21 protein-coding genes, 1 tRNA gene, 1 riboswitch and 1 other annotated feature are annotated in these 23,478 nt (G+C 39.3%); all 22 genes read right to left on the reverse strand.

Going from position 1 to position 23,478, the window contains the following annotated elements; genetic code table 11:
- Positions 1 to 166 (reverse strand): transposase (locus DDE80_RS10580; RefSeq protein WP_201261524.1); only part of this gene is annotated, 166 nt, incomplete at its 3' end.
- A gap of 220 nt (positions 167 to 386) precedes the next feature.
- Positions 387 to 1,640, reverse strand: coding sequence for a methyl-accepting chemotaxis protein (locus DDE80_RS10585; RefSeq protein WP_108307610.1), 1,254 nt, complete (start codon positions 1,638 to 1,640; stop codon positions 387 to 389).
- Between the two features lie 356 nt (positions 1,641 to 1,996).
- The gene (locus DDE80_RS10590) at positions 1,997 to 3,196 is read right to left on the reverse strand and encodes an aspartate kinase (RefSeq protein WP_108307611.1); all 1,200 of its coding nucleotides are present in this window, start codon (positions 3,194 to 3,196) and stop codon (positions 1,997 to 1,999) included.
- Between the two features lie 81 nt (positions 3,197 to 3,277).
- A riboswitch (Lysine riboswitch) is annotated at positions 3,278 to 3,455 on the reverse strand.
- Positions 3,456 to 3,503: 48 nt separating this feature from the next.
- Positions 3,504 to 5,276, reverse strand: a complete 1,773-nt coding sequence (uvrC, locus tag DDE80_RS10595) for an excinuclease ABC subunit UvrC (RefSeq protein WP_108307612.1) — start codon at positions 5,274 to 5,276, stop codon at positions 3,504 to 3,506.
- A 66-nt stretch (positions 5,277 to 5,342) separates the two neighbouring features.
- Positions 5,343 to 5,657: a thioredoxin gene (gene trxA, locus DDE80_RS10600; RefSeq protein ID WP_108307613.1), complete on the reverse strand. Its 315-nt coding sequence runs from the start codon at positions 5,655 to 5,657 to the stop codon at positions 5,343 to 5,345.
- A 72-nt stretch (positions 5,658 to 5,729) separates the two neighbouring features.
- Entirely contained in the window at positions 5,730 to 6,752 is a 1,023-nt protein-coding gene (locus DDE80_RS10605) for a hypothetical protein (protein WP_108307614.1), read from the reverse strand.
- Positions 6,753 to 6,827: 75 nt separating this feature from the next.
- A complete protein-coding gene (locus DDE80_RS10610; protein WP_108307615.1) occupies positions 6,828 to 7,802 on the reverse strand; it encodes an electron transfer flavoprotein subunit alpha/FixB family protein in 975 nt (324 codons plus the stop codon).
- Positions 7,803 to 7,832: 30 nt separating this feature from the next.
- On the reverse strand, positions 7,833 to 8,606 hold the full coding sequence (locus tag DDE80_RS10615; protein WP_108307616.1) for an electron transfer flavoprotein subunit beta/FixA family protein: 774 nt from the start codon (positions 8,604 to 8,606) through the stop codon (positions 7,833 to 7,835).
- A gap of 71 nt (positions 8,607 to 8,677) precedes the next feature.
- On the reverse strand, positions 8,678 to 9,451 hold the full coding sequence (locus tag DDE80_RS10620) for an enoyl-CoA hydratase (RefSeq protein WP_108307618.1): 774 nt from the start codon (positions 9,449 to 9,451) through the stop codon (positions 8,678 to 8,680).
- A 16-nt stretch (positions 9,452 to 9,467) separates the two neighbouring features.
- Complete coding sequence (gene fadR, locus DDE80_RS10625; RefSeq protein WP_108307628.1) at positions 9,468 to 10,049, reverse strand: fatty acid metabolism transcriptional regulator FadR; 582 nt, start codon at positions 10,047 to 10,049, stop codon at positions 9,468 to 9,470.
- Positions 10,050 to 10,146: 97 nt separating this feature from the next.
- Complete coding sequence (locus DDE80_RS10630) at positions 10,147 to 11,841, reverse strand: AMP-binding protein (protein ID WP_108307629.1); 1,695 nt, start codon at positions 11,839 to 11,841, stop codon at positions 10,147 to 10,149.
- 286 nt (positions 11,842 to 12,127) lie between these two features.
- Positions 12,128 to 12,544, reverse strand: coding sequence for a DUF350 domain-containing protein (locus DDE80_RS10635; RefSeq protein ID WP_108307631.1), 417 nt, complete (start codon positions 12,542 to 12,544; stop codon positions 12,128 to 12,130).
- A 13-nt stretch (positions 12,545 to 12,557) separates the two neighbouring features.
- Positions 12,558 to 14,909 (reverse strand): endonuclease MutS2, encoded by a 2,352-nt coding sequence (locus DDE80_RS10640; RefSeq protein ID WP_108307633.1) that lies wholly within the window; start codon positions 14,907 to 14,909, stop codon positions 12,558 to 12,560.
- Between the two features lie 14 nt (positions 14,910 to 14,923).
- Positions 14,924 to 16,612, reverse strand: coding sequence for a DNA polymerase/3'-5' exonuclease PolX (polX, locus tag DDE80_RS10645; protein WP_108307634.1), 1,689 nt, complete (start codon positions 16,610 to 16,612; stop codon positions 14,924 to 14,926).
- 55 nt (positions 16,613 to 16,667) lie between these two features.
- Positions 16,668 to 17,204: a CvpA family protein gene (locus DDE80_RS10650; protein ID WP_108307635.1), complete on the reverse strand. Its 537-nt coding sequence runs from the start codon at positions 17,202 to 17,204 to the stop codon at positions 16,668 to 16,670.
- Positions 17,205 to 17,209: 5 nt separating this feature from the next.
- A complete protein-coding gene (zapA, locus tag DDE80_RS10655; RefSeq protein ID WP_427901809.1) occupies positions 17,210 to 17,440 on the reverse strand; it encodes a cell division protein ZapA in 231 nt (76 codons plus the stop codon).
- Between the two features lie 112 nt (positions 17,441 to 17,552).
- Positions 17,553 to 17,984 carry a hypothetical protein gene (locus DDE80_RS10660; RefSeq protein ID WP_108307638.1) on the reverse strand — a complete coding sequence of 144 codons (432 nt, stop codon included), beginning with the start codon at positions 17,982 to 17,984 and terminating at the stop codon, positions 17,553 to 17,555.
- Complete coding sequence (gene pheT, locus DDE80_RS10665) at positions 17,953 to 20,370, reverse strand: phenylalanine--tRNA ligase subunit beta (protein ID WP_108307639.1); 2,418 nt, start codon at positions 20,368 to 20,370, stop codon at positions 17,953 to 17,955. Before pheT ends, DDE80_RS10660 begins: the two co-directional genes overlap by 32 nt.
- Before the next feature lie 12 nt (positions 20,371 to 20,382).
- Positions 20,383 to 21,420 (reverse strand): phenylalanine--tRNA ligase subunit alpha, encoded by a 1,038-nt coding sequence (gene pheS / locus DDE80_RS10670; protein WP_108307641.1) that lies wholly within the window; start codon positions 21,418 to 21,420, stop codon positions 20,383 to 20,385.
- A 53-nt stretch (positions 21,421 to 21,473) separates the two neighbouring features.
- Positions 21,474 to 21,683: a binding site (T-box leader), on the reverse strand.
- A 40-nt stretch (positions 21,684 to 21,723) separates the two neighbouring features.
- The gene (locus DDE80_RS10675; protein ID WP_108307645.1) at positions 21,724 to 22,470 is read right to left on the reverse strand and encodes a TrmH family RNA methyltransferase; all 747 of its coding nucleotides are present in this window, start codon (positions 22,468 to 22,470) and stop codon (positions 21,724 to 21,726) included.
- Between the two features lie 62 nt (positions 22,471 to 22,532).
- Complete coding sequence (locus tag DDE80_RS10680; RefSeq protein ID WP_108307643.1) at positions 22,533 to 23,045, reverse strand: competence protein ComK; 513 nt, start codon at positions 23,043 to 23,045, stop codon at positions 22,533 to 22,535.
- Positions 23,046 to 23,406: 361 nt separating this feature from the next.
- Positions 23,407 to 23,478: transfer RNA gene (locus DDE80_RS10685), tRNA-Glu, on the reverse strand.

The raw sequence follows: 23,478 nt of genomic DNA on the forward strand, positions 1-23,478 counted from the left end.
GATTCCATTCCACTAAAGAAATGTTGTATTTACTTCCAATCTTAATGAACATTTCTTTTGCAAAATCAGATAATTCATTGTCAAAAACTTGTATCCGATATTTCACAACCAGTACAAGATGATAATGCATTAAGAATACTGAATGATTATTACTATCTAATTTCATTGTGATATCAATCCTTTGTTACATCTAAGACTGATTATATTATAAGCTTTGGCTAAAGCCAACCGAAATTCATCCCCCACCTACTCATTGGTGCTATTCGCACCTTCACATTCCTTGAGGATGGGAGACTTCTTTCGGAAAGACGTTAAAAAAACGAAGGGGATGACATTTCATCATCCTTCGTTTTTTATGGTTCTTTTACTTTTGTCTCAGCATTATTTTATGAAGCATGTGCCGTTTTACGCAATACATCAATTAGCTCAATAAAGCCTTGCAAAATAGCTAATGAATGTTGTACAAATTCCCTTACATTTTGAATGCTTGCTTGCGCCAAAAGTTGCTGACCTGCTAAGTGGACATATTCATGCGGTTTTTCAATAGCTTGAAAAGCACGGATATGACCGAAGTTTGCTTTGTTCTCATAGTACCAGCGCCCAAATTTGCACTCGGTATGCGCTGCTACAACGCCGCCCTTGCCAGCTTTAGCAATAGTCGCTCGCAAAAAGTTAGCATGATCACTTAAGCGCGCACTTAATTGGCTAATAAGTGACGCTTGACGTGGTGCTTCAATCGTTGGACATACCGTCGCCATTACTTGAGAAAATTGCTCTTGAATCATTTGAGAAAAACGGCTAGTTTCAGAGAGATCTTCTGTCACTTGCGCTAATTGTTCAATAGCTACTGCAGACTGCTCAGACGCCTGAGTCATTTCATCTAAGCCGACAGAAGCTTCTTGTAATTGATCTACTGTCGTTCCTAAAGTAGTAACATCTCGCTTTACCTCATCTACGAGCTTTAGCGTAAATTTTTCTACATGTTGCATATTATGCGTAACTTCAGTTGAGCGCTCTTCGATAACTGCGCGTATCGTTACTACTTCACTCAATGATTCTTTAGAGTGATTAGCTAATTTTCCTACTTCAGATGCAACAACGCTAAAACCTTTCCCGTGCTCACCTGCACGCGCAGCTTCAATAGAAGCATTTAATGCTAACAGACGCGTTTGGTCTGCAATAGACGATACACTCGTCGTAATATCATTCATTTTTAACAATTCATTATGTAAATATTCCATCGCTTGCTTACCATCTGTAATACGATAACTTACCTTCGCACTCGAAGCTACCACTTCTTGCATACGCATAGTCAGCTCTTGCGCAATAGCTTGTACTTCCTGCATATTAGCATTAATCGTTTGTTCGGTCGTCAACATTTCTTCACTACTCGCTGCTAGTTGACGGCAATTACTTGAAATCATATGTACACCATCTGCTACGCGTTCAATATTAAGCATCGTTTGAAAATTAATTAGCTCAATATGAGCGAGCACAAAATCAAGCAATGCATTTTTCACATCTAAGGCATCTTCCTTTTGTTGCATAGCTTGTTTCAGTTGCGCAAGCTCTTGTAACACAGCAGTATGTTGTTGCTCACTAATCGTTGTGGGCGGGGTCATACTTTTTTTACGAAACATTCACTAAGTCCCTTCTTCCTTTACGGTTACGTCCATAATATGGCCTACTTCAAAAGTAGTGAATTTTCTCGCAATTGTCAATGTTTTCATAAGTAAATTTACAAAAACCTAATATGTGATTGGCGTTGCTTAGAACAAGCACATACTTGCAAGCATATTTCTTTACTGCTAACGCTTTCTCTCATTTACTTAGCCATCCCATCTCACTACACCTCAAAACGATGCGAAATCCTAATTTTAGGGTACTTCAGCTTATGTTAGTCAGCATTATACTGCGTTGCAAAGCTAAATTAAGAGACCATTAGGGATAAAAAAAGCAAAGCAATAGCCAATAAAGGCTACGACTTTGCTTGTTGTTACAAATGATACTCATCATGCAAAGCTTGTGCCGCACGCACCATATCTTCTTGCGGTACAACGACAGACACTTTAATCTCTGATGTACTTACCATTTTGACTGCAATTTTCTCCTTGCGTAAACGATCAAACATACTTGCTGCTACCCCTGGATTTGAAGCCATCGCCGAACCAATGATGGATACTTTAGCTAACCCAATCTCAAAATCAGCAAATGTAAAACCTAGCTGTTGCTTATTGTCTTCTAACACTTTTAGTGCTTCTGCAAACTGTGTTTTTTCGATAGAGAATGATACGGTTTGTGCAGCTTGATGCATCGTCGCTTGCACAATAATATCAACATTAATGTGATGTTTGGCTAAGGTTGTAAACAAAGAAGCGAGTGATACCTCCTGATTTGAGTCGTATCCTACTGTCAAGCGTACGATATCTGCTTCATATGCTACACCTCGCACGATCATTTCTTTTTCCATATCTTTTTCCCCCTTCACCCAAGTACCGTGTTGTTCAGTTAACGCTTGAATAAAAATTTTAACATTGTATTTTTTAGCAAGTTCTACTGAGCGTGGATGTAGTAAATTTGCACCTAAATGCGCAAACTCTAGCATTTCGTCAAATGAGATTTCTGCCATGCGCTGCGCGCGCGGTATTATCGCTTGGTCTGCTGTGTAAATGCTATCTTTCGCTAAAACAATAACATGTGTTGCTTGTAAATAATGGGCTAAGGCAACAGCTAATGTAGCAGAGCCCCCATCGCCTAAATACGTTAATTCTCCGTTTGCTACACCTTGACGCCCTGCGATAGTAACAATACTGCCTTGTGCAAGTAATGTTTCAATTTTTGTCGTTTGAATAGCGGTAATGCGAGCATGTTGGTACTTAGCGTCTGTTTTAACACCTGCTTGCTGGGCTGTCAGCGCTGTTGAAGCATGACCTCTAGCCTGTAATGCTACCGCTAAACTACTCGCTGCAATTTGTGAGCTCGTTGCCATAAGCATCGCTTGCTCTCGTTGCAAAGCGTTCGCTGTCCATTTCGCAATAGGTGCGAGCAATGTCGACTTCTCCTTCGCCATACCTGAAGCTACAACAACCACACGATTGCCTTGCTCCTTTAATGCTTCGATATATTGTGCGGCCTGCTCGATGCGCTCTTCTGATTGCATTGCTGAAACGCCAACTTTTACTACTACTGTTTTCATAGCTACACTTCCTTTCTCCATAAAAAAAGACAGCCTATGCATTTCGCATTAGCTGTCTATCATGTACTGTGTTACGTGTTCATGGCAGATAGCGCAACGAAATGATTATTTCGACAGTTTTACACTTATTTAATGCAAAACCAGCTACTACTACGGAACAACGCAGTCGTGCTTCGGCAAGGGTCCCTTTCAATAATCATCAAAAAGTTTGTTCACTCTACGATTATCTACTCTTGAAACTTGCGCCTCTATCTCAAATTATGAATTTGTGTATTAACCATAGCATACTCTAATTTAACACGCAACGCTATTGTCTGAAAAATGCATAGATAGTAGTTGCCAGCTTCTCTGTCATTCCCGCTTCGCGCAACGCTTGTTCATCTGCTGCTTTAATTTTTTTTATAGAACCAAAATGTTGCAATAATTGTTGTTTTCGTTTAGGTCCGACACCTTCAATATTGTCTAATACTGATTGAATAACTTGCTTCTCTCGCTGTTGACGTAAAAAAGTAATCGCAAAACGGTGTACTTCATCTTGAATACGTTGCAATAAATAAAACCCGTCACTCGTTCGCTTAAGCGGAATAAGTTCTGGAGGATCTCCGTATAAAAGCTCCGCTGTTTGATGCTTTTCATTTTTAGCTAAACCTGCTATCGGGACGTTTAATCCTAGTTCATCTTCAATTATTTCTTTCGCTACAGTAAGTTGCCCTCTACCACCGTCTACTATAATTAAATCGGGTAGCGGTAAACCTTCGATTAATACACGCTTATAACGACGGCGTAAAACTTCTCGCATTGCTCCGTAATCATCATGGCTTGCTGTATCGCGTAATTTAAACTTACGGTAGGCTTTGCGATCAGGCTTCCCATCAATAAATACAACCATCGCAGATACTGCATCTGCTCCGTGCATATGACTGTTATCAAATGCTTCAATATGGAGAGGTGGCTTACTATTCATAGCGGCGCCTAACTCATCGCATGCGCCGACTGTTCGTTCTTCTTGACGTGCAATAATTTTAAACTTTTCATCTAATGCTACGCGCGCATTTTTTTCTGCTAAGGCTACAAGTTCTTTCTTTTGGGCGCGTTGCGGTATCGTTACTTTCGTTTGCAATAGCTCTGTTAACAGTTTAGCATCAACGCCTTGTGGCAATAAGATTTCTGTTGGTTTAAAGTGCTCTGGCTTGTCATAAAAGCGTCCGACAAATGTTAAAAACTCTTCATCCGGTTCTCTATAAATCGGAAATATAGAAACATCTCGCTCAATTAATTTACCTTGGCGTACAAAAAACACTTGTACGCACATCCAACCTTTATCCACAGCGTAACCAAAAATATCGCGATTAGACTTATCTCGCATAATCATTTTTTGCTTTTGCATAATCGTATCAATATGCGTAATTTGGTCGCGTAATTCCTTTGCGCGTTCAAACTCTAGCGCCTCTGCTGCTGCTAGCATTTTTTGTTCAAGTGACGCCCGCACATCATCGACACCACCATTTAAAAAGTGTGTAATTTGTGCCACGACTTCATTCATTTCTGCTGATGTTACTTCTTTTTCACACGGAGCTAAGCACTGGCCGAGGTGATAATAAAGACATACACGTTTAGGAATAGTAGCACATTTTCGAAGCGGATAAATACGATCTAACAACTTTTTCGTTTCATTTGCAGCGTAAGCATTAGGATAAGGCCCGAAATATTTAGCGCGGTCTTTTTTTACTTTTCTTGTCGTAATGAGTCGCGGATAACGCTCATTCGTAATTTTCAAATAAGGATAAGTTTTATCATCTTTTAACATGATATTATACTTAGGATCATGTTTTTTTATGAGATTAAGCTCTAAAATTAACGCTTCTAAATCTGAAGAAGTAATAATGTATTCGAAATCATCTATTTCACTTACTAAACGCGCTGTCTTGCCGTCATGGCTACCTGTAAAGTAGGAGCGCACACGATTTTTCAGTATTTTAGCCTTACCTACATAAATAACGGTGCCTTGGCTATCCTTCATCAAATAGCATCCTGGTAAATCAGGTAATAGCGCTAATTTATGTGTGATCATTTCATTCATCGCATATCCCCCTAACGACAACAAAGCCGAGCACTGCTTGAGCGCTCGGCGTATCGTTAATGATAATTATAGGTGTTTTTCAACGAATGCTTGTAAAGCTTCTTTTGGTTGGAAGCCCATTGTTTTTTCTACAAGCTCACCATCTTTGAATAATAGTAGTGATGGGATTGACATGATTTGGTACTGAGAAGCTGTACCTTGGTTTTCGTCAACGTTTACTTTAACTACTTTAGCTTTACCTTCTAGGTCTGTAGCTAACTCGTCAAGTACCGGAGCAATCATTTTACATGGACCGCACCATGCTGCCCAAAAATCTACTAGTACTACGCCTTCTTTAATTGCATCTTGAAAGTTTGCATCTGTTGCATTAATTACTGCCATTGTTTATTTCCTCCTTTGGATTAACTATAACTGTAGTATACAGGGGGTATTTTAAATAAGCGAATAATATGCTCAGTATTTCATAACCATCGTAACATTCGTGCTCGTGTCATCGAGTAGAAGCCTTACCCCGTCTGGTAATGCGACGCTTTGCGCTGAGAAAAATTGGTCGTATTCTTGGTGGTAAGGCAACGTTGTTGTAGCGATAAAGTCCGCATAGGAAGTATTTTTTAATCCACTGCCCGAAAGCCATAAACCACTAATTAAATTTGTATTTGGGTCGAAAAAGACATATTCACCGGTGCCGTAATGAATGTACTTACCGCCTTCAAAGTATTCATCAGGAAAATTATAGTCAGGACGTTGGCTCGTTAAGACATCAATATCTATACCCTCTGTGGTATTAGGGTAAATATAATAGCCATACTGACTAATATTACGTATTGCTTCATGAATATCAATTTGTGGATAAGGATGATAATAAGCCTCGTTCGTTGTCCAAGCCGCCATAGCACTTTCCATTTGTTGCTCATCACTTATTGTTTCTTCAGCCAGCAAAGTAAAAGCTTGCGTGTTAGCGTCGTATTCAACGGTTTTAAACGTTAAATGCCCTTTGCCATAAATCGCATATTGCAGTTTACCACCATCGATTTGCTTAACACTATGATTTGCTATAACATAATCGCTGCCGTTGATTGGGACGATTTTTAACGCACCTTCATCTATAACAAAAAGCGCTACCATCGGTGTATCTGTAGCCGTCTTATACATTAAAAAAGTTTCGTTACCGATAGTCGTTGTGACCAATTGTTCTTCCCCCTTATGAACAAACGGCCCACTTAAATTTTGTTGTACTACTCGATCCTCACCTTTTTTAGCCATATAAAAGTGCCCTTCATCTTCTACACTAACTAAATACACGTCAAATTCTTTATACGTTGCTTTTAATGGTTGCTGCAAGTCACTTACCTTAGTATACTTTTTTTCTTCCGTTGCCGTTTGTGATTGATTGACGGCTTCAGCTGCTGGTTTTTCCGCTTGTTGGCAACCTGTTAACGCCAATAATGTCAGTGTCGCAAAAGCTAAATGTTTCATAATTATGTATGCTTCCTTTCAGTAAAAAGAGGGAACGCATAACTTGTAGCGTCCCCCTTATCATTACTTATAATCTTATGATTGTTTTACTTTTTTAAACTCTTCAATCAATAAAGGTAGTACCTCAAATAAGTCGCCTACGATACCATAGTCTGCTACATTGAAAATGTTAGCTTCTGGATCTTTATTAATAGCTACGATAATTTTTGAGTTAGACATACCTGCTAAATGTTGAATCGCGCCTGAAATACCTGCAGCGATATAAAGGTCTGGTGTTACTACTTTACCTGTTTGACCAATTTGTAATGAGTAATCACAATAATCAGCGTCACATGCACCACGTGAAGCACCGATTGCGCCACCTAATAAATCCGCTAGCTCTTTTAATGGTTCGAAACCTTCAGAAGATTTAACACCGCGACCACCTGCTACAACTACTTTTGCTTCAGATAGGTCAACACCGTCTGTAGACTTACGAACAACTTCTTTAATGACTGTACGTAAGTTTGTAATATCTACTGCTAAGCTTGATACGTCGCCTGAACGGCTATCGTCTTTTTCAAGTGGTGCAATATTATTAGGTCGTACCGTAAAGAATGTTACACCGTCTTTAATTTTAATTTTTTCGAAAGCTTTACCCGAATAAATTGGACGGATGAAAGTATGCTCATCGCCATCGCTCTCAATTGAAGTTACATCTGATACTAAACCTGCTTGTAACTTACTAGCGATTTTTGGCGATAAATCTTTACCTAGTGCTGTATGACCAAAGACAATACCTTCTGGATTTTCTTGCTCAATGACAGCCATTACTGCTTGGCTATAACCGTCTGATGTATATTGTTTTAAATGTGGATGTTCTACCGTAATAACGCGATCTGCGCCGTATGCCACCATTTCTTTTGCTAAATCCGCAACTGTATCTCCTAATAAGACAGCTACAATTTCGCCGCCATTTGCTACTGTTTTAGCAGCTGCAATCGCTTCAAATGATACGTTACGTAAGCTACCTTCACGCGCTTCACCTAACACTAATACTTTTTTTGTCATAATTTATTCCCTCCGTTACCTAAACTTCGATTAAATTACTTTTGCTTCTGTGTGTAATAAGTTAACTAATTCCTTCACTTGGTCAGCGATATCGCCTTCTAAAACGCGACCTGCTGCCTTTTGTGCTGGTAAGAAAATATCAACCGTTTCTGTTTTCACTTCAACATCATCTTCATCGATATCTAAATCATCTAATTCCAGTTCTTCAAGCGGTTTCTTTTTCGCCTTCATAATCCCTGGTAAAGATGGGTAACGTGGTTCATTTAACCCTTGTTGTGCCGTTACAAGTAATGGTAGTGCTGTCTCTAAAATTTCTGAGTCGCCTTCAATATCGCGGACGATTTTTACAACATCCCCGTCAATTTCAAGGCTAGTAATTGTCGTTACATAGTTAATATCTAATAAATCTGCTACACGTGGTCCTACTTGACCCGATCCACCATCTACCGCTACGTTACCTGCGATAATGATATCAACTTCTTTGTCTTTTAAGTACTCTGCGATAAGTGTCGCTGCTGCGTACTCATCGAGCTCATCTAAGTCATCTTCAGTGTTAATTAATACTGCTTCGTCTGCACCCATTGCTAAAGCTTTGCGTAGTTGCTCTTCTGCATCTTCGCCACCTAATGTTAAAACTGTAACTTTACCACCGTGTGCATCACGTAATTGGATTGCCTCTTCTACCGCATACTCATCGTATGGGTTAATGATGAATTCTGCACCATCTTCTTGAATCTTTCCGCCAGATACGACGATTTTTTCCTCTGTATCAAATGTACGTTTCACTAATGCATAAATGTTCATATTAGTAGACCTCCTGAAGCTTATTTATTAATTACTTTATTTAACATAACACAATTTACTGAAAAATGAAGTTATTTTCCTGTAAATTGTGGTGCTCTTTTTTCAAGGAAAGCTTGAATACCTTCTTTTGCGTCCTCAGATACAAATACTTTACCGAAACTCGCTGCTTCTGCTTTAATGCCCTCATAAAATGAAGCGGGCTTCGCATAACCTAACATGGTAATAGCTTGTGCTAAAGCTATTGGGCTCTTCTTTGCCATCTTTTTAGCAATCGCAATGGTTTCTTGTACTAAATTTTCAGCTTCAAAAGCACGTGTTGCTAATCCCCACTGCACCGCTTCTTCTCCTGAAATTGGTTCGCTTGTGAAAAGCATTTCTGCTGCTTTTGCTGTGCCTACATAACGCGGTAAACGTTGCGTGCCACCAAAGCCTGGAATTAATCCCAGTTGCAACTCTGGCAACCCTAGTTTTGCATCTTTTGCTACATAGCGAATATGACATCCCATCGCTAACTCTAAGCCACCACCGAGTGCAGCACCATGAATGGCTGCTAATACCGGCTTCGAAAATGACTCCAAGCGCTCAAAAACAGTTTGTCCAGCTTCGGCTAATTTAGTAAATTCAGCGCCGTCGCTTACTTCAGTGAACTCTTTAATATCTGCGCCTGCCGAGAAAAAGCGCCCTTCACCGTGAAGTACTACCACACGTACTGCGTCATCGTTTTCAACTTCATTCAAAAGCTCATTAACCTCTTGAATCATCCCACGTGATAAAGCATTTGCTGGTGGGCGATTAATCGTTGCAATCGCTACACCATCTTCTACTTTCCAAGTTAAAAACTCCATTTTCTTACACCCCTTTTTAAGCTTGAATCCCTTTTAATAATAATGTTTGCACTTTAGGTATTACAGATAATAAATCATAGCGAGCGTCATTCATCACCCACGATGTAATCGTTTCATCGATAGTACCAAATACCATTTGACGCGCTAGACGAACATCCATCGTAGGATTAAACTCGCCACTTAGCATACCTTCAATTAAAATTTCATCGAGTAGCTTCAAATATTCTCTTAATATTCCGTTAATTTTTAAACGAAGTTCTTTATTTGATTGCCTTAACTCTAATTGGGTTACAGTTGCTAAATGCTGATCTTTTGCTAGTACCTTGAAGTGATTTTCGATCATCAAGCATAATTTATCGGAAGACGTGCCTCCATTTTCTATTATAGCTTGTAATGACTCGGTAAATACACCCATCTTTTCTTCAAACATCGAAATTAAAATATCTTCTTTGTTTTTAAAGTAAAGGTAAATGGTACCGTCAGCAACGCCAGCCTGCTTTGCTATTTTAGCAACTTGTGCTTGATGGTAGCCATTTTCAGCAATAACGATTACAGCGGCATCAATAATTTGCTTATACTTCGGTTTATCGCGCTTCATGTCTATCACCACCAAAAAAATAAAGAGATATGAATGACCATTCATTCATATCTCTTATATTATATAAGTTTTATTTTTTTGTCAACAACAATCATCGTTACTGCGCTTGTTCGCTCGCTATTTTCATTTTTTCCTCTTCTGCGAGCGTACGTCGTAATATTTTCCCCACCGCTGTCTTTGGTAGTTCTTTACGGAATTCATAATGTCTTGGCACTTTATATGCGGCTAAATTTTTTCTGCAGTATTGATTAAATTCGTCAGGCGTCGTCGTATATCCTTCTTTTAACACAATAAAAGCTTTTACCGTTTCGCCTCGATAACTATCAGGTATTCCAATCACGACACATTCTTGCACCGCTTCATGCTCATATAATACCTCTTCTACTTCGCGAGGATAAATATTAAAGCCACCTGCAATAATCATATCTTTTTTACGGTCTACAATAAAGAAGTAGCCCTCTTCGTTCATATAACCTAAATCTCCTGTTAATAACCAGCCATCTTCTGTAAATGTTGCTTGGGTGTCTTCAGGTCGATGCCAATAACCTTTCATAACTTGTGGTCCTTTGACAATCAACTCGCCAATCTCTCCACAAGGCAATGGTTTATGGTCACCAACACGCACGATTTTAGCATCCGTATCAGGCCAAGGAATACCAATTGAACCGCTGACACGGCGTCCCCAAATATTATTAGCATGCGTTACAGGCGACGTCTCTGTCAGCCCATACCCTTCTACAAGTTTACCGCCAGTAGCCGCTTCAAATTTCTGTTGCACTTCAACAGGTAATGATGCAGAGCCACTAATACATGCTTTAATCGACGTTAAGTCATATTTAGCAAGCTGTGGATGATTTAATAAACCAATATAAAGCGTAGGCGCGCCAGGGAATAAAGTAGGTCGTTGTTTATCAATAGTTTTTAAGGTTGTCGCTGCATCAAATTTCGGTAATAATACCATCTTACTATTTGTGTAAACACTTAGCAACATTACAGTTGTCATACCATAAACATGGAAAAATGGTAACACTCCCATAATGACTTCTTCGCCATGCTTTGTTTTATAAAGCCAAGCATCACACATTTGGACATTTGCTGTTAAATTTTTATGTGTTAACATAACACCTTTAGGATGCCCCGTCGTACCGCCTGTATATTGTAACAGCGCGATATCTTCCTCATAATCAAAAGGTAACGCAATAGGTGTTGCACTCATGCTATTCATAATCTCTTTAAATAAATGATGATAACCCCCGTGTTTTACATGCGCTGTAATACCCATTTGTTTACGTTGTATCATGGGGTAAATGCGGTTTTTAGGGAAAGGTAAGTAATCGCTAATGGATGTAATAATAACATCTTGTAACGCTGTTTCATTTTTCACTTTCATAATGCGTGGATACAGCGCATCAAGAGCTAAAATTGTGATAGCTCCACTATCAATAAGCTGATAGGCTAACTCCCGCTCCGTATAAAGAGGGTTAGTTTGTACAACGATTACACCTGCATACATCGCACCGTAATAAGCGATTACACTTTGAGGCGAGTTGGGTAACATAATCGCTAAACGATCTCCCTTTTGCATTCCCATCGCTTGTAAATAATTCGCGAATTTTAGTGCGCTTTCATATAGTTCACGATACGTAAGTGTTTTTCCTAAAAAGTGAATCGCAACTTTCTCTGGATTTTGTTCATAAGCTCGCGTTAAAAATGTTTGGATTGGCACAGGATCATAGGACAACGAATACGGTACTTCTTTTGGGTAATTGTTCCACCATAATTTTTCTACCATAAAAATTACTCCTTTCCCTATCTGCATTTTTTCTTTTGATTATACGTAAATTTTACAAGATATACAATGGTAAACAGAATATTTTGTATTTTACGATTATTTTAATGAATTGTAATTCATCTTTTTCCCTAGTATTTATTTTTCTAAACAATTAAAAAACAACCTACACATTCAAGTATAGGTTGTTTTGCCTTATTGTTGTAACATCCAATATACGCCTACGAGTACAAACACAATACAAACGACGATTAACACTTTCGCTAATTTTTCCATAAAAAGTCGCTCCTTATACTACAATACTTGCACCAATAATAAATGATAGTCCTACTGAAATCGTAAATGAGATTAAACCTACCGCAATATTCCCATTTTCAATCTCTTCATCGACCTTAAACATAGGCGTTAAAAATTCATATAAATAATACGCGAAAATTAACAAAATAAATCCAAATATCCCCCATGCTATCATTTCACCAAATGAGCTGTGACGTTCGACAGAGTAGCGAAAAATATTGCACACTCCCATAATTTTGCCACCAGTGGCTAACGCTACTGCAATATTTCCTTTTCTAATCTCATGCCAATTTTGATATTTTGTCACTACTTCAAACAATGCCATAGCTACAACTAGGCATAATACTACAACGCTAAAATAGCCTGCCGTTTCTACAATAGGATATTGCCAAAAACTACGTCCAGCCATTGTTGCTACCTCCTTATTTCAACTCTACAACTGTGACGCCATAGCCTCCTTCTGCTGGCTCACCAAAGCGATAACTTTTTACGCGAGGGTGGCGTTTTAAATAACTTTGAATGCCTTCACGCAAAGCCCCCGTTCCTTTACCATGGATAATCGATACTTGATGGTAATTCGCAAGCAGAGCGTCATCAAGATATTTTTCTGTTTTGTGAAGCGCATCCTCATAACGCTCACCACGTAAATCTAAATCTAATTTTACCGCTGAACGGCTTGTTCGTAAGGAAGAAGTTGCAACAGGCTCTTTTTCTGGCTTAATATACTCTAGCTCTGATTCAGGTAGTTTCATCTTCATCATACCAACAGCTACAATCCAATGTTTTTTGCCGACTTTTTCAGCTAAGGTACCACGTTGATTATATGAAATAACACGCACTTCATCACCGACTTGTAAGTTTTGGTTACGTGCTTTTACCGCTGCTGCTCGCTTTAATACACGATTTTCTTTTGGCGCGGCTTCTTCTAAACGTTTTTTCGCTTCAATTAATTCATGCTCTTTCACTGTTTTTTGTTTCATATTACGCAAATCATGAATGACTTCCTCAGCCTCATGTCGCGCATCATTTACGATGGTACGTGCCTTGTCTTTTGCTTTTTCAAGCAACTGCTCTTTTTTCGCTTCATAGGCTGCAAGTTGCGTTTGTAAATCAAGACGCATCGCCTCCGCTTCTGCTACTAACCTAGCTGCTTGCTCAGCATCTTGTTGCGATTGTTTTCGCGAAGCTTCAAGCGAAGCAATCATCGACTCAACTTCTCTACTATCTGTACCTGTAAATGTTTTAGCATGATTAATAATAGATACAGGTAAACCTAGTCGACTTGAAATTTCAAAGGCATTTGAACGCCCTGGTACGCCAATTAATAAACGGTACGTTGGACTTAGCGTCTCTACATCAAACTCGACGCTGGCATTCACTACACCCGGTCGGTTATAACCATAAGCTTTTAGCTCGGGATAGTGAGTCGTTGCCATAACTCGCGCACCACGTGCATGCACTTCATCTAAAATAGCAATCGCAAGTGCTGCACCTTCTTGAGGATCTGTCCCTGCGCCTAATTCATCAAACAATACTAATGAGCGTTCATCGAATTTTTGTAGAATATCTACAATGTTCACCATATGTGAAGAAAACGTAGATAAGGACTGCTCAATCGACTGTTCATCTCCTATATCGGCAAACAATTGCTCAAATACAGCTAATTCTGAGCCATCTAACGCTGGTACAGGTAAGCCTGCTTGTGCCATTAATGTACACAGTCCCACCGTTTTTAATGTAACTGTCTTACCACCCGTATTAGGTCCGGTAATAACGATCGCTGTAACATTTTCACCAAATTCAATATCATTAGCAACCGCTGTCTCAATTGGAATCAATGGGTGTCTTGCCCGTATTAAACGAATATGTCCTTCTTTATTCATTTTCGGCATTGTGCATTTATTCGCTTGACCATATTTTCCTTTTGCTAAAATCATATCAATTTCGCCTAGTAATTTAACAAGATTAAATAATACAGGTGCTACTTCTTGTACGAGCAAACTTAGCGCTTGCAAAATGCGCTCTACTTCTTCTTTCTCTTTTACTTTTAAACGTTGCACTTCGTTATTTGCTTGTACGACAGCATCTGGTTCAATGAAGAGCGTCTGACCTGAAGCAGATTGATCGTGTACGATACCGCCGTAATGATAACGGTACTCTTGTTTCACAGGAATAACAAAGCGGTCGTTACGAATTGTAACAATTTGATCCGAAAGCATTTTTGCTGCGTTACTACCACGAATTAAACTTTCAAGCTTACTGCGTACACGTCCCTCTTCTGCTCGGAGCGATTGACGAATACTCCGCAACGCTTGGCTTGCACTATCGGTAACAGCACCGTTATCATCAATACACATATTAATTTCATTTTGCAAACCGGTTAACGCTGGAATTTGTTCTTTTTTCTCGATAAATAGAGGAATCTCAATGGTAGCTTCTTCCTCGATTTCTTCAATAAACTCACGCAAAATGCGGCTAGCGCGAATCGTGCTTGAAATTTCCATTAACTCCATTGCGCTCAGTATGCCGCCGATTTGCGCGCGTCTTGCGCTAGGACGAATATCAAAAATACCACCTAATGGTACATTGCCTTTGACACGTAAAATAGCTAGCCCTTCATCCATCTCTTGCAATAGTGTTACTACTTTATCAAATTCGGTCGCTGGTTGTAACTGTTCAATCGCGGTTTTTCCAATCGATGACGTACAATGTTTTGCGACTTCTGTAATTATTTTATCGTACTCTAGTGTTTTCAATGCGCGCTGTGCAATCATTGAAGACACCTCCCTTATCTCATTATAAATTGTTCGAATTGCTCGCGTGTCCATGTATTAACGAGCAACTCTTGAGGTATATAAGCTTTTTGCGCATAGCGCACACCTACATCCATATAAGCCAATTGCTCAATGCTATGTGCATCTGTATTAATCGCAATAGGTACACCTGCTTCTACTGCCATACGTAAATGGGCTTCACATAAATCCAAACGATATGGATTTGCATTCAACTCTAAAATTTTACCATATTGTTTAGCCCATGCAATCAATTGCGGCATATTTACAGCATAACCTTCGCGTTTTTCAATAATACGGCCTGTTGGATGCGCAATCATATGCACATAAGGGTTTTGCATAGCCGTATACATACGGGTCATAATCTGTTCCTCCGTTTGATTGAAGCTAGAATGGATCGCAGCAATGACAAAATCTAACTCGCGTAGCACATCGTCTTCAAAATCGAGTGTGCCATCAGGTAAAATATCCATCTCTGTCCCTGCAAAAAGACGGAAATTTGGATGCGCTTTATTATATGCTTCGATTTCTAAACGTTGTTGTCTTAGACGCGCTGGCGTTAAACCGTTCGCTACAGCCAAAAATTGCGAGTGGTCGGTAATTACGGCATGGCTATACCCCTTTTGTTGTAAGGCATCACCCATTTCCGCAATGGAGCTTGCACCGTCTGACCATGTCGTATGCATATGAAGATCCGCTTTAATTGTTGCTTGTATTGGTAACTCGCGCTCAAATTCTTCATGCCCCGCACGCAATGCAGGTGGAATGAAAGGCAAATTGAAGTGAGCAAAAAAAGCTTGTTCAGTAGGGAAGGTCAGCACTGTACCATCAGGTTGTTCAACTCCATATTCGCTAATTTTTTCCCCGCGCTCCTTAGCAAGCTGACGCATGCGTACATTATGTTCCTTCGAACCTGTGAAGTGATGCAATGCCGTAGCGTATTGTTGTGCTGTTACAAAACGAAAATCAATAGGCATAAGCGCTTCGTTTGCTAATACTACTGATACTTTTGTATCGCCAGCAGCTATAACTTCTTCTATTGCCAAAGCATTTAGCAGTTCATCACGCAATTTTTGCGGTTCATTGGTCGCTATAATAAAATCAACGTCTTTACTCGTTTCATTTGTACGGCGGTAACTTCCTGCTACCGAAAAACGCTGTACGTACAAACTTTGCGACAATTGTTTACTAATTTCTTCGACGATAGGTTCAATTTCCCAAATCGCATGACGTTCTGCACGCTTTGTCAATTGAGCGATACCTGCTAAATACTTCTCTTCCGTTTTAGCGCCGAAACCTGGTAATAATCGCACTTCACCTGCTTCACAAGCTTGCTCAAGACGCTTAATACTATCAATGCCTAATTCATTATATAAAGTGGCAATTCGTTTACCTCCGAGCCCAGGTACTTTTAATAATTGCATCAAACTAGCTGGAATTTCATTTTGTAAAGCTACAAGTACACTCGTTTCACCCGTAGTAATGAGCTCTGTAATAACTTCACCTGTTCCTTTGCCAATCCCTTTAATTTTTGTGACATCGTCAATCTCATTAATCGAACGCACGTCCGTTTCTAATGCACTTGCTGCCTTACGATAAGCTGAAATTTTAAAGGGGTTTTCTCCTTTTACTTCCATATAGAGCGCGATTTGTTCTAAAGTTGTGATGATTTGTTTTTTATTCATAACGGCCTCCTATAATGAAAGGCACTTCCCACATTGAGAAGTGCCTTGTTTTCAGTTACATATAAACATACCATAGTTTTTTTGCGATCTGCGCGATAATTGGTGTGTATTCTAAAAGGAAATTCGCAAATAATGAGTTGTTTGTACGCGCTTGAATAAAGTCAAACGGCAACATAGCAATCAGATAAACAATCATATATAGCGCTGCATACATTTCTACCATGCCCAGTAACGCACCGCCAATACGGCTCGTTGAAGGAAAATAAGGAATATATGCGACATAATCAAACATCGAAATAATTAGCTTACCAACAAGCATAACGCTAAAATAAATGACTGCAAATGCAAGTATGCGATAAAACGTATTGTCCATATCTACATTTGTAAAGTCGACTGCTGTCTTTACAGCGGGGTCTATGCCAGGATACGGTACCCAAAACACAAACTTTTCCGCTAACGCTTTATAAAAAATAATAGCTACTACACTTGCGATTGCCATATTACCGATATGCATCGCCTGCATAGCTAATCCTCTCTTTGCACCAATAAAAAAGCTTACAGCTAGCATAAGCACTATACAAATATCTAACATTCACTTCAATCCTTTAATTTTCTCAGCTCTTCCTCTAGTAACAGTTGCTCATTTACTGCATTAACTGCGGTTAGTACCGCCAGCTGAATACTATCAAGCGAAGGGTTTTTGGATTTAAGTTCTCGCATACGGCGATCTACAGTTTTTGCTACAAGACGCATATGCTCAACCGATTCAAGACCTACCATATTATAGGTATTACCGTAAATTTCTACCGTAATTCGATTTTTTTCCAAGCATAGCACCTCCCCAACGCTATTGCGCACCCTAATATAAAAAGCTATCTATAATGATAACACGAAATACCTTAACTTGTGAATGTTACAGCTATAAAAATAAGGAGCGGCATTAAGCGCCGCTCCTAAAGGATAGTTTAATAATAATTTCAAGCAATGGTAAGGTAAATGATGCAGGAATCATTGCACTTGGCAAAGTTGTAACGTTCGTAATGCCAATACTAGCCTCGCCTATCGTAAACCACTCAAGCTCACTGACACTTTGTATTTCGCCGCTAACATGGTAATCTGCTACGTAATATAACTCATCAGGATCAGCGCACCATACCTCTGCCTCTTTTGTCGGGTCTAAGCCAAGCGTTGTAAAAAATGCCTGTAGCTCGGGGGAAACATGCTTAATATGCTCCACATACACACAACAATCCTCACAACCACAGTGCGCGCTATGCGCAATGCTTGGTAGTGAATCATACCACGCTGCTGTTTTTACTGCATCTACATAAACCGTCTTATTATCGAACTTCAGTGCCTTCAATTGTAGCAATTGCCTTTAACACTTTATTGTGCGCAGCTACAACTTCTTCGTCCTTAAGTGTATGCTCAGGGTCAAGGTAAGTTAATGAGAAGGCAACTGACTTTTTACCTTCTGCCATTTTATCGCCTTCATAAACGTCAAATACCGTAATATTTTGTAGTAATTTTACGTTTGCTTGCTTAATCGCTGCTACGACTTCACCTGCAGCTGTGTCCTTGTTCATCACTAATGCAATGTCACGTGACATCCCTGGGAAACGAGGTACAGCCGTATAGCTTAATAATGGTTTATCATTAGCTGCTGCAAGTAACGCAAATAAGTTAAGCTCCATGACATACGTATCTTTAACGCCTGCCTCTTTTTGTGTTGCTGGGTGTAAGCCGCCGATTAAACCGACCATTTCACCGTCTAATAAAATATGTGCTGTACGTCCTGGATGCAGACCATCCACTTCGGCTTTGACAAAGCTAATACGCTCATGTAAACCTAGTTTTATCATTAATGCTTCAATTACACCTTTTAATACGAAGAAGTCAACTTGTTTCGTTTCACCTTGCCATGCATGGTCTAGCCACTTACCTGTAATAACAGCTGCTACGTGTTCTTCTTCATAAGGTTGACCATGCTCGTTTTGTCCTAAGAATACAGAACCTACTTCATATAGTGCTACTGAGTTATTGCTGCGTGCTACGTTATGCGCAACTGACTCTACTAATGAAGGAATTAAGCTTTGACGTAATGTGCTACGCTCTTCACTCATTGGCATTAATAATTTTGTCACAGGTGCTTTTTTCAGCGCATATTTTTGCGCAGCTACTGATGACGTTAATGAGTAAGTCATCGCTTGGTAAAGACCTGCGCCTTCCATTACATCACGTACGACACGACGGTCTGCTTGGTATGGTGTTAACTTACCAATTTGTGTTGCCCCTTGTGGTAACGTCATTGGAATTTGATCATAACCATATAAACGTGCAATTTCTTCTACGATATCTTCAGCAATTACAATATCTTGACGACGTGTTGGTACAGCTAATGTTAACTTACCATTCTCTGCAGTAACGCCAAACTGTAGGCGCTCAAGGATTCCTTTCATTTCATCCATCGAAATTTTCATACCTAAACGTGCGTTAACAAAGTCTGGTGAAACAATAATTTGTTTTTCTTCTTTATTTAACTCATCAAAAACAACGTCATCTGCTAATACCTCGCCACCAGCAAGCTCCACTAATAAACTTGCAGCGCGGTCTGCTGCCTTTTGAACGCGGTTAGGGTCAACACCTTTTTCAAAACGTGCTGAAGAATCTGAACGAAGCCCTAGGCGACGTGATGTTTGGCGTACGCCTTGTCCTTCAAAGTAAGCTGCCTCAATCACTACTGTTGTCGTTTCATCTGTTACCTCAGAGTTAGCACCGCCCATAACACCTGCGATAGCTACTGGCTCTTTACCATTTGTAATAACTAAATCTGTCGCTTGTAATGTACGCTCTTGTGTATCAAGCGTCACGATTTTTTCGCCTTCTGTTGCTTTACGCACAACAATCTCGCCTGTTTGTAAACGGTCATAGTCAAATGCGTGTAAAGGTTGACCATATTCCATTAATACAAAGTTCGTAATGTCTACTACATTATTTAATGGGCGTACACCAGCTGCCATTAAGCGTTGTTGTAACCAAAGCGGTGAAGGTTGTACTTTGACGTTTTGTACAACTTTAGCTACGTACATTGGGTTAGCATGTGTATCCTCTACACGTAGTGATAATTTATCACTTGCTTTCGCTGCAATAGGCGTAATTGCTGTATTTGGTAATGTTACAGTTGTATTTAAGATAGCCGCTACTTCGTACGCTACACCTAGCATTGATAGTGCGTCTGAACGGTTTGGCGTTAGGTCTAATTCTAAAATGGTATCGCGGTAGTGTAAGTAATCAAGCGCATCTGTACCTGGTGCTACATCACTTGCAATAACATAAATACCTTCAGCATATGCTTTAGGTACTAATTTACTTTCTACACCAAGCTCTTGCAGTGAACAAATCATACCGTTTGATACTTCGCCACGTAATTTCGCTTTTTTTATTTTCATACCACCTGGTAATACAGCACCTGGTAGTGCAACAATAACATTTTGTCCTGCATCGACATTTGGTGCACCGCAAATAATTTGTTGTAACTCATCTGCACCAACATTCACTTGACAAATACTTAGTTTATCCGCCTCTGGGTGCTTTTCTTTCGCTTCTACATGACCGATTACAACATTGCTCATATTATATGAACTGTCAATAACAGCGTCTACCTCAATACCCGAACGTGTAATACGCTCCGCTAATTCTGCATCTGTTAATGCTGATGTATCTACATACTCTTTTAACCAATTTAATGATACTAACATTTTGCTTCCTCCTTACGCTTCAGTTTCTTGGAATTGTGATAAGAAACGAACATCATTTGTATAGAAATGGCGAATATCATCAACGCCGTATTTTAACATCGCAATACGCTCTACACCCATACCGAATGCAAAACCTGTTACCTTCGTTGAATCATAACCTGCTTTTTCAAGTACATTAGGGTGAACCATACCGCCACCTAGTACTTCAATCCAGCCTGTTTGCTTACATACGTTACAGCCTGAGCCGCCACATTTAAAGCATGAAATATCCATCTCTACAGATGGCTCAGTAAACGGGAAGAAACTCGGGCGTAAACGAATTTCGCGGTCCTGTCCAAACATTTTCTTCGCAAATAAATCGAGCGTTCCTTTTAGGTCACTCATACGGATGCCTTCTGCTACAACTAGGCCTTCAATTTGCATAAATTGGTGTGAGTGTGTCGCGTCATCACTGTCACGGCGGAAAACTTTACCTGGGCAAATAATGCGAACATTCGCTCCTTCTTTTTTCTCCATTGTACGAGCTTGTACAGGTGACGTATGCGTACGTAATAATATTTCCTCGGAAATATAAAACGTATCTTGCATATCACGCGCTGGGTGACCCTTTGGTAAGTTAAGCGCTTCAAAGTTATAATAGTCGCGTTCTACTTCAGGCCCTTCAGCAACTTCATAACCCATCCCCATAAATAAATCTTCAATCTCTTCTACTACGCGTGATAGTGGGTGGCGATTACCGATACGCACCGTACGACCTGGTAACGTTACGTCAATTGCTTCACTCGCTAATTGTTCAGCAATTGCTTGTTGCTCAAGCTTTTCAGCGTGTTCTTCTAATACTTCCGTTACTTTTTGGCGCATTTCATTAACAAGTGCACCCATTTTTGGGCGTTCTTCAGGTGACAGTTTACCCATCCCTTTTAATAAATCCGTAATCGGTCCTTTTTTACCTAAATACGCAACACGTACTTCGTTTAACTCTTTTGAATTTAACGTAGCTTTAATTTTTTGTAATACTTCTTCTTTTAATTCTTGTAAGCGTTTCTCCATTCTATAATGCCTCCTTAAATAGTGAAAAATGCATAAAAAAACCCCGCCCCTAAAAAAGGGACGAGGATTAATCGCGGTACCACCCTAGTTACTGTATCAACAGTCACTTCATTTTGTTAACGACTTTGGGAAGCCGGCATAGTTTTAGCTATGCTGCTAGCAAGACGAATTCAAAATAGGCTACTTTAATGAGCTTACAGTCTATGGCTCATACTCCCTACAAAGTGCTTCTACCTTTACTAATTCTTGATTTATGCATTTATTTATTATTCATACTTCATTATACGAAAGTCATTTTATAAGTCAAGCTTTCACGAGTGTATAAAGTAAAATACCCGTAGCTACAGCGACATTTAGTGACTCTGCACCGCCGCGCATCGGTATCATAATGTTTTGATTCGTCTTACTTAATAGCTGAGGGTTTATGCCACTACCCTCATTGCCTACAATTAATGCAAACTTTTCTTGCGCTTGAATTTTATTTAGGTCTACAGCTTGTTCTAAAGCGGTCCCGTATATCGGTATCTCTAGCGTATCTACATAAGATATTAAATCTTCACGCAGGATTGGAATGTGGAAGTGCGATCCTTGAGCAGAACGCAAAGTTTTTGGATTGTAAGCATCTGCACATCCCGTACCTAAAACAACAGCATCCATACCAGCGGCATCTGCTGTACGAATCATCGTTCCAATATTGCCTGGATCTTGCACAGCATCAATCAATAATACACGATTAAATTTTTGTGCTACTGTTTCGATTTGCTTACATACGGCAAACACACCTTGTGAACTCTCTGTTTCTGCAAATTCTTTAGCAACTGCAGCTGTCACTTCTACCATCGCAATATCGTCAATATCCCATAGTAATGGTAAATCCACACCTTCACGAACAATCAGTTGTACAATTTGCGCTTTATTTTTTAACGCTTCTTCTACTAAGTGAAAACCTTCTATGATGAATGTTTGCGTTTTTTCTCGCTCTTTACGTGTCGTCGCTATTTTTTTCCAATGTTTAATCAATGCATTTTGTGTAGATTCTATTCTTTTAATCATCTGTGTTACTGCAAACTACTTTGCAGCCTACCTCCTCACGTTAAGTAAGCTTCATTATATCATATATCTTCTTCTATCAACTTGACAAATTGTTCTAATACTTTAACTTGAGTTAGCCGCTTTTTAAACGTCCGCTCACTCAAACTAATCGATAAAGAAACAGAATGATTTACTAAAATTTTAACAGTGGTAGAATCCACCAATGTTATTTTATACGGAAATCGATGAGGTATAAATAAATAGATAACACCTTTTTTCGTTATTTTAGGCAATGGTAATGCAATAATGCTCGTAGGTGCGTATCCAATAAGAAGTGGGGCTCTTCTTTTTAATCGCAGTATTCTACGAGCTGCTGAAACACGCCCCCTATATGTAGCACCGCCTAATTGACAAATTGCATTTAAAAACCTTTCTACAGAGAGGGGTGAGTAGTAAATATTTTCATATGTGTAAATTCGCGTCGCAAATATTTCAAGCCTTTCGTCTATTTTATTTTCAATCGTTTCTATCGCAGCTATTTCCTCCCAATTAATCGCAGTAAATGCATTTGACTCAGTATGTACGATAATCATAAGCTTTTAACAATGTAAGAAAATATCTATAAAGATATAGTCGTTGCTTATTTTCTCACATTGCCTCCTCTCTCTATTTTTATAATTACCACATTGCAACGTATTATTTCCAATTTCAAAATAAACGAATATTCCGCAAATTAATTCAATACGTATATTATTTCTTATTAAAATGTATTACTCTCTAAATTTACAAGGTAATAATAACTATTACTTTTTCATTTTACATTATTCTTAAGATTTTTCCAGCTATTTTCATACATATTGTACTATTTCAATGCATTTCTCTTTTCATTAAGTGTTGCCATTTTCCACATAAAAAAAGCATTTAAAACGAAGTAATTTCGTTTCAAATGCTTGATGACCCCTACGGGATTCGAACCCGTGTTACCGCCGTGAAAGGGCGGTGTCTTAACCGCTTGACCAAGGGGCC

It is taken from the genome of Metalysinibacillus jejuensis (genome assembly GCF_003057615.1).
Taxonomy (GTDB): Bacteria; Bacillota; Bacilli; order Bacillales_A; family Planococcaceae; genus Metalysinibacillus; species Metalysinibacillus jejuensis.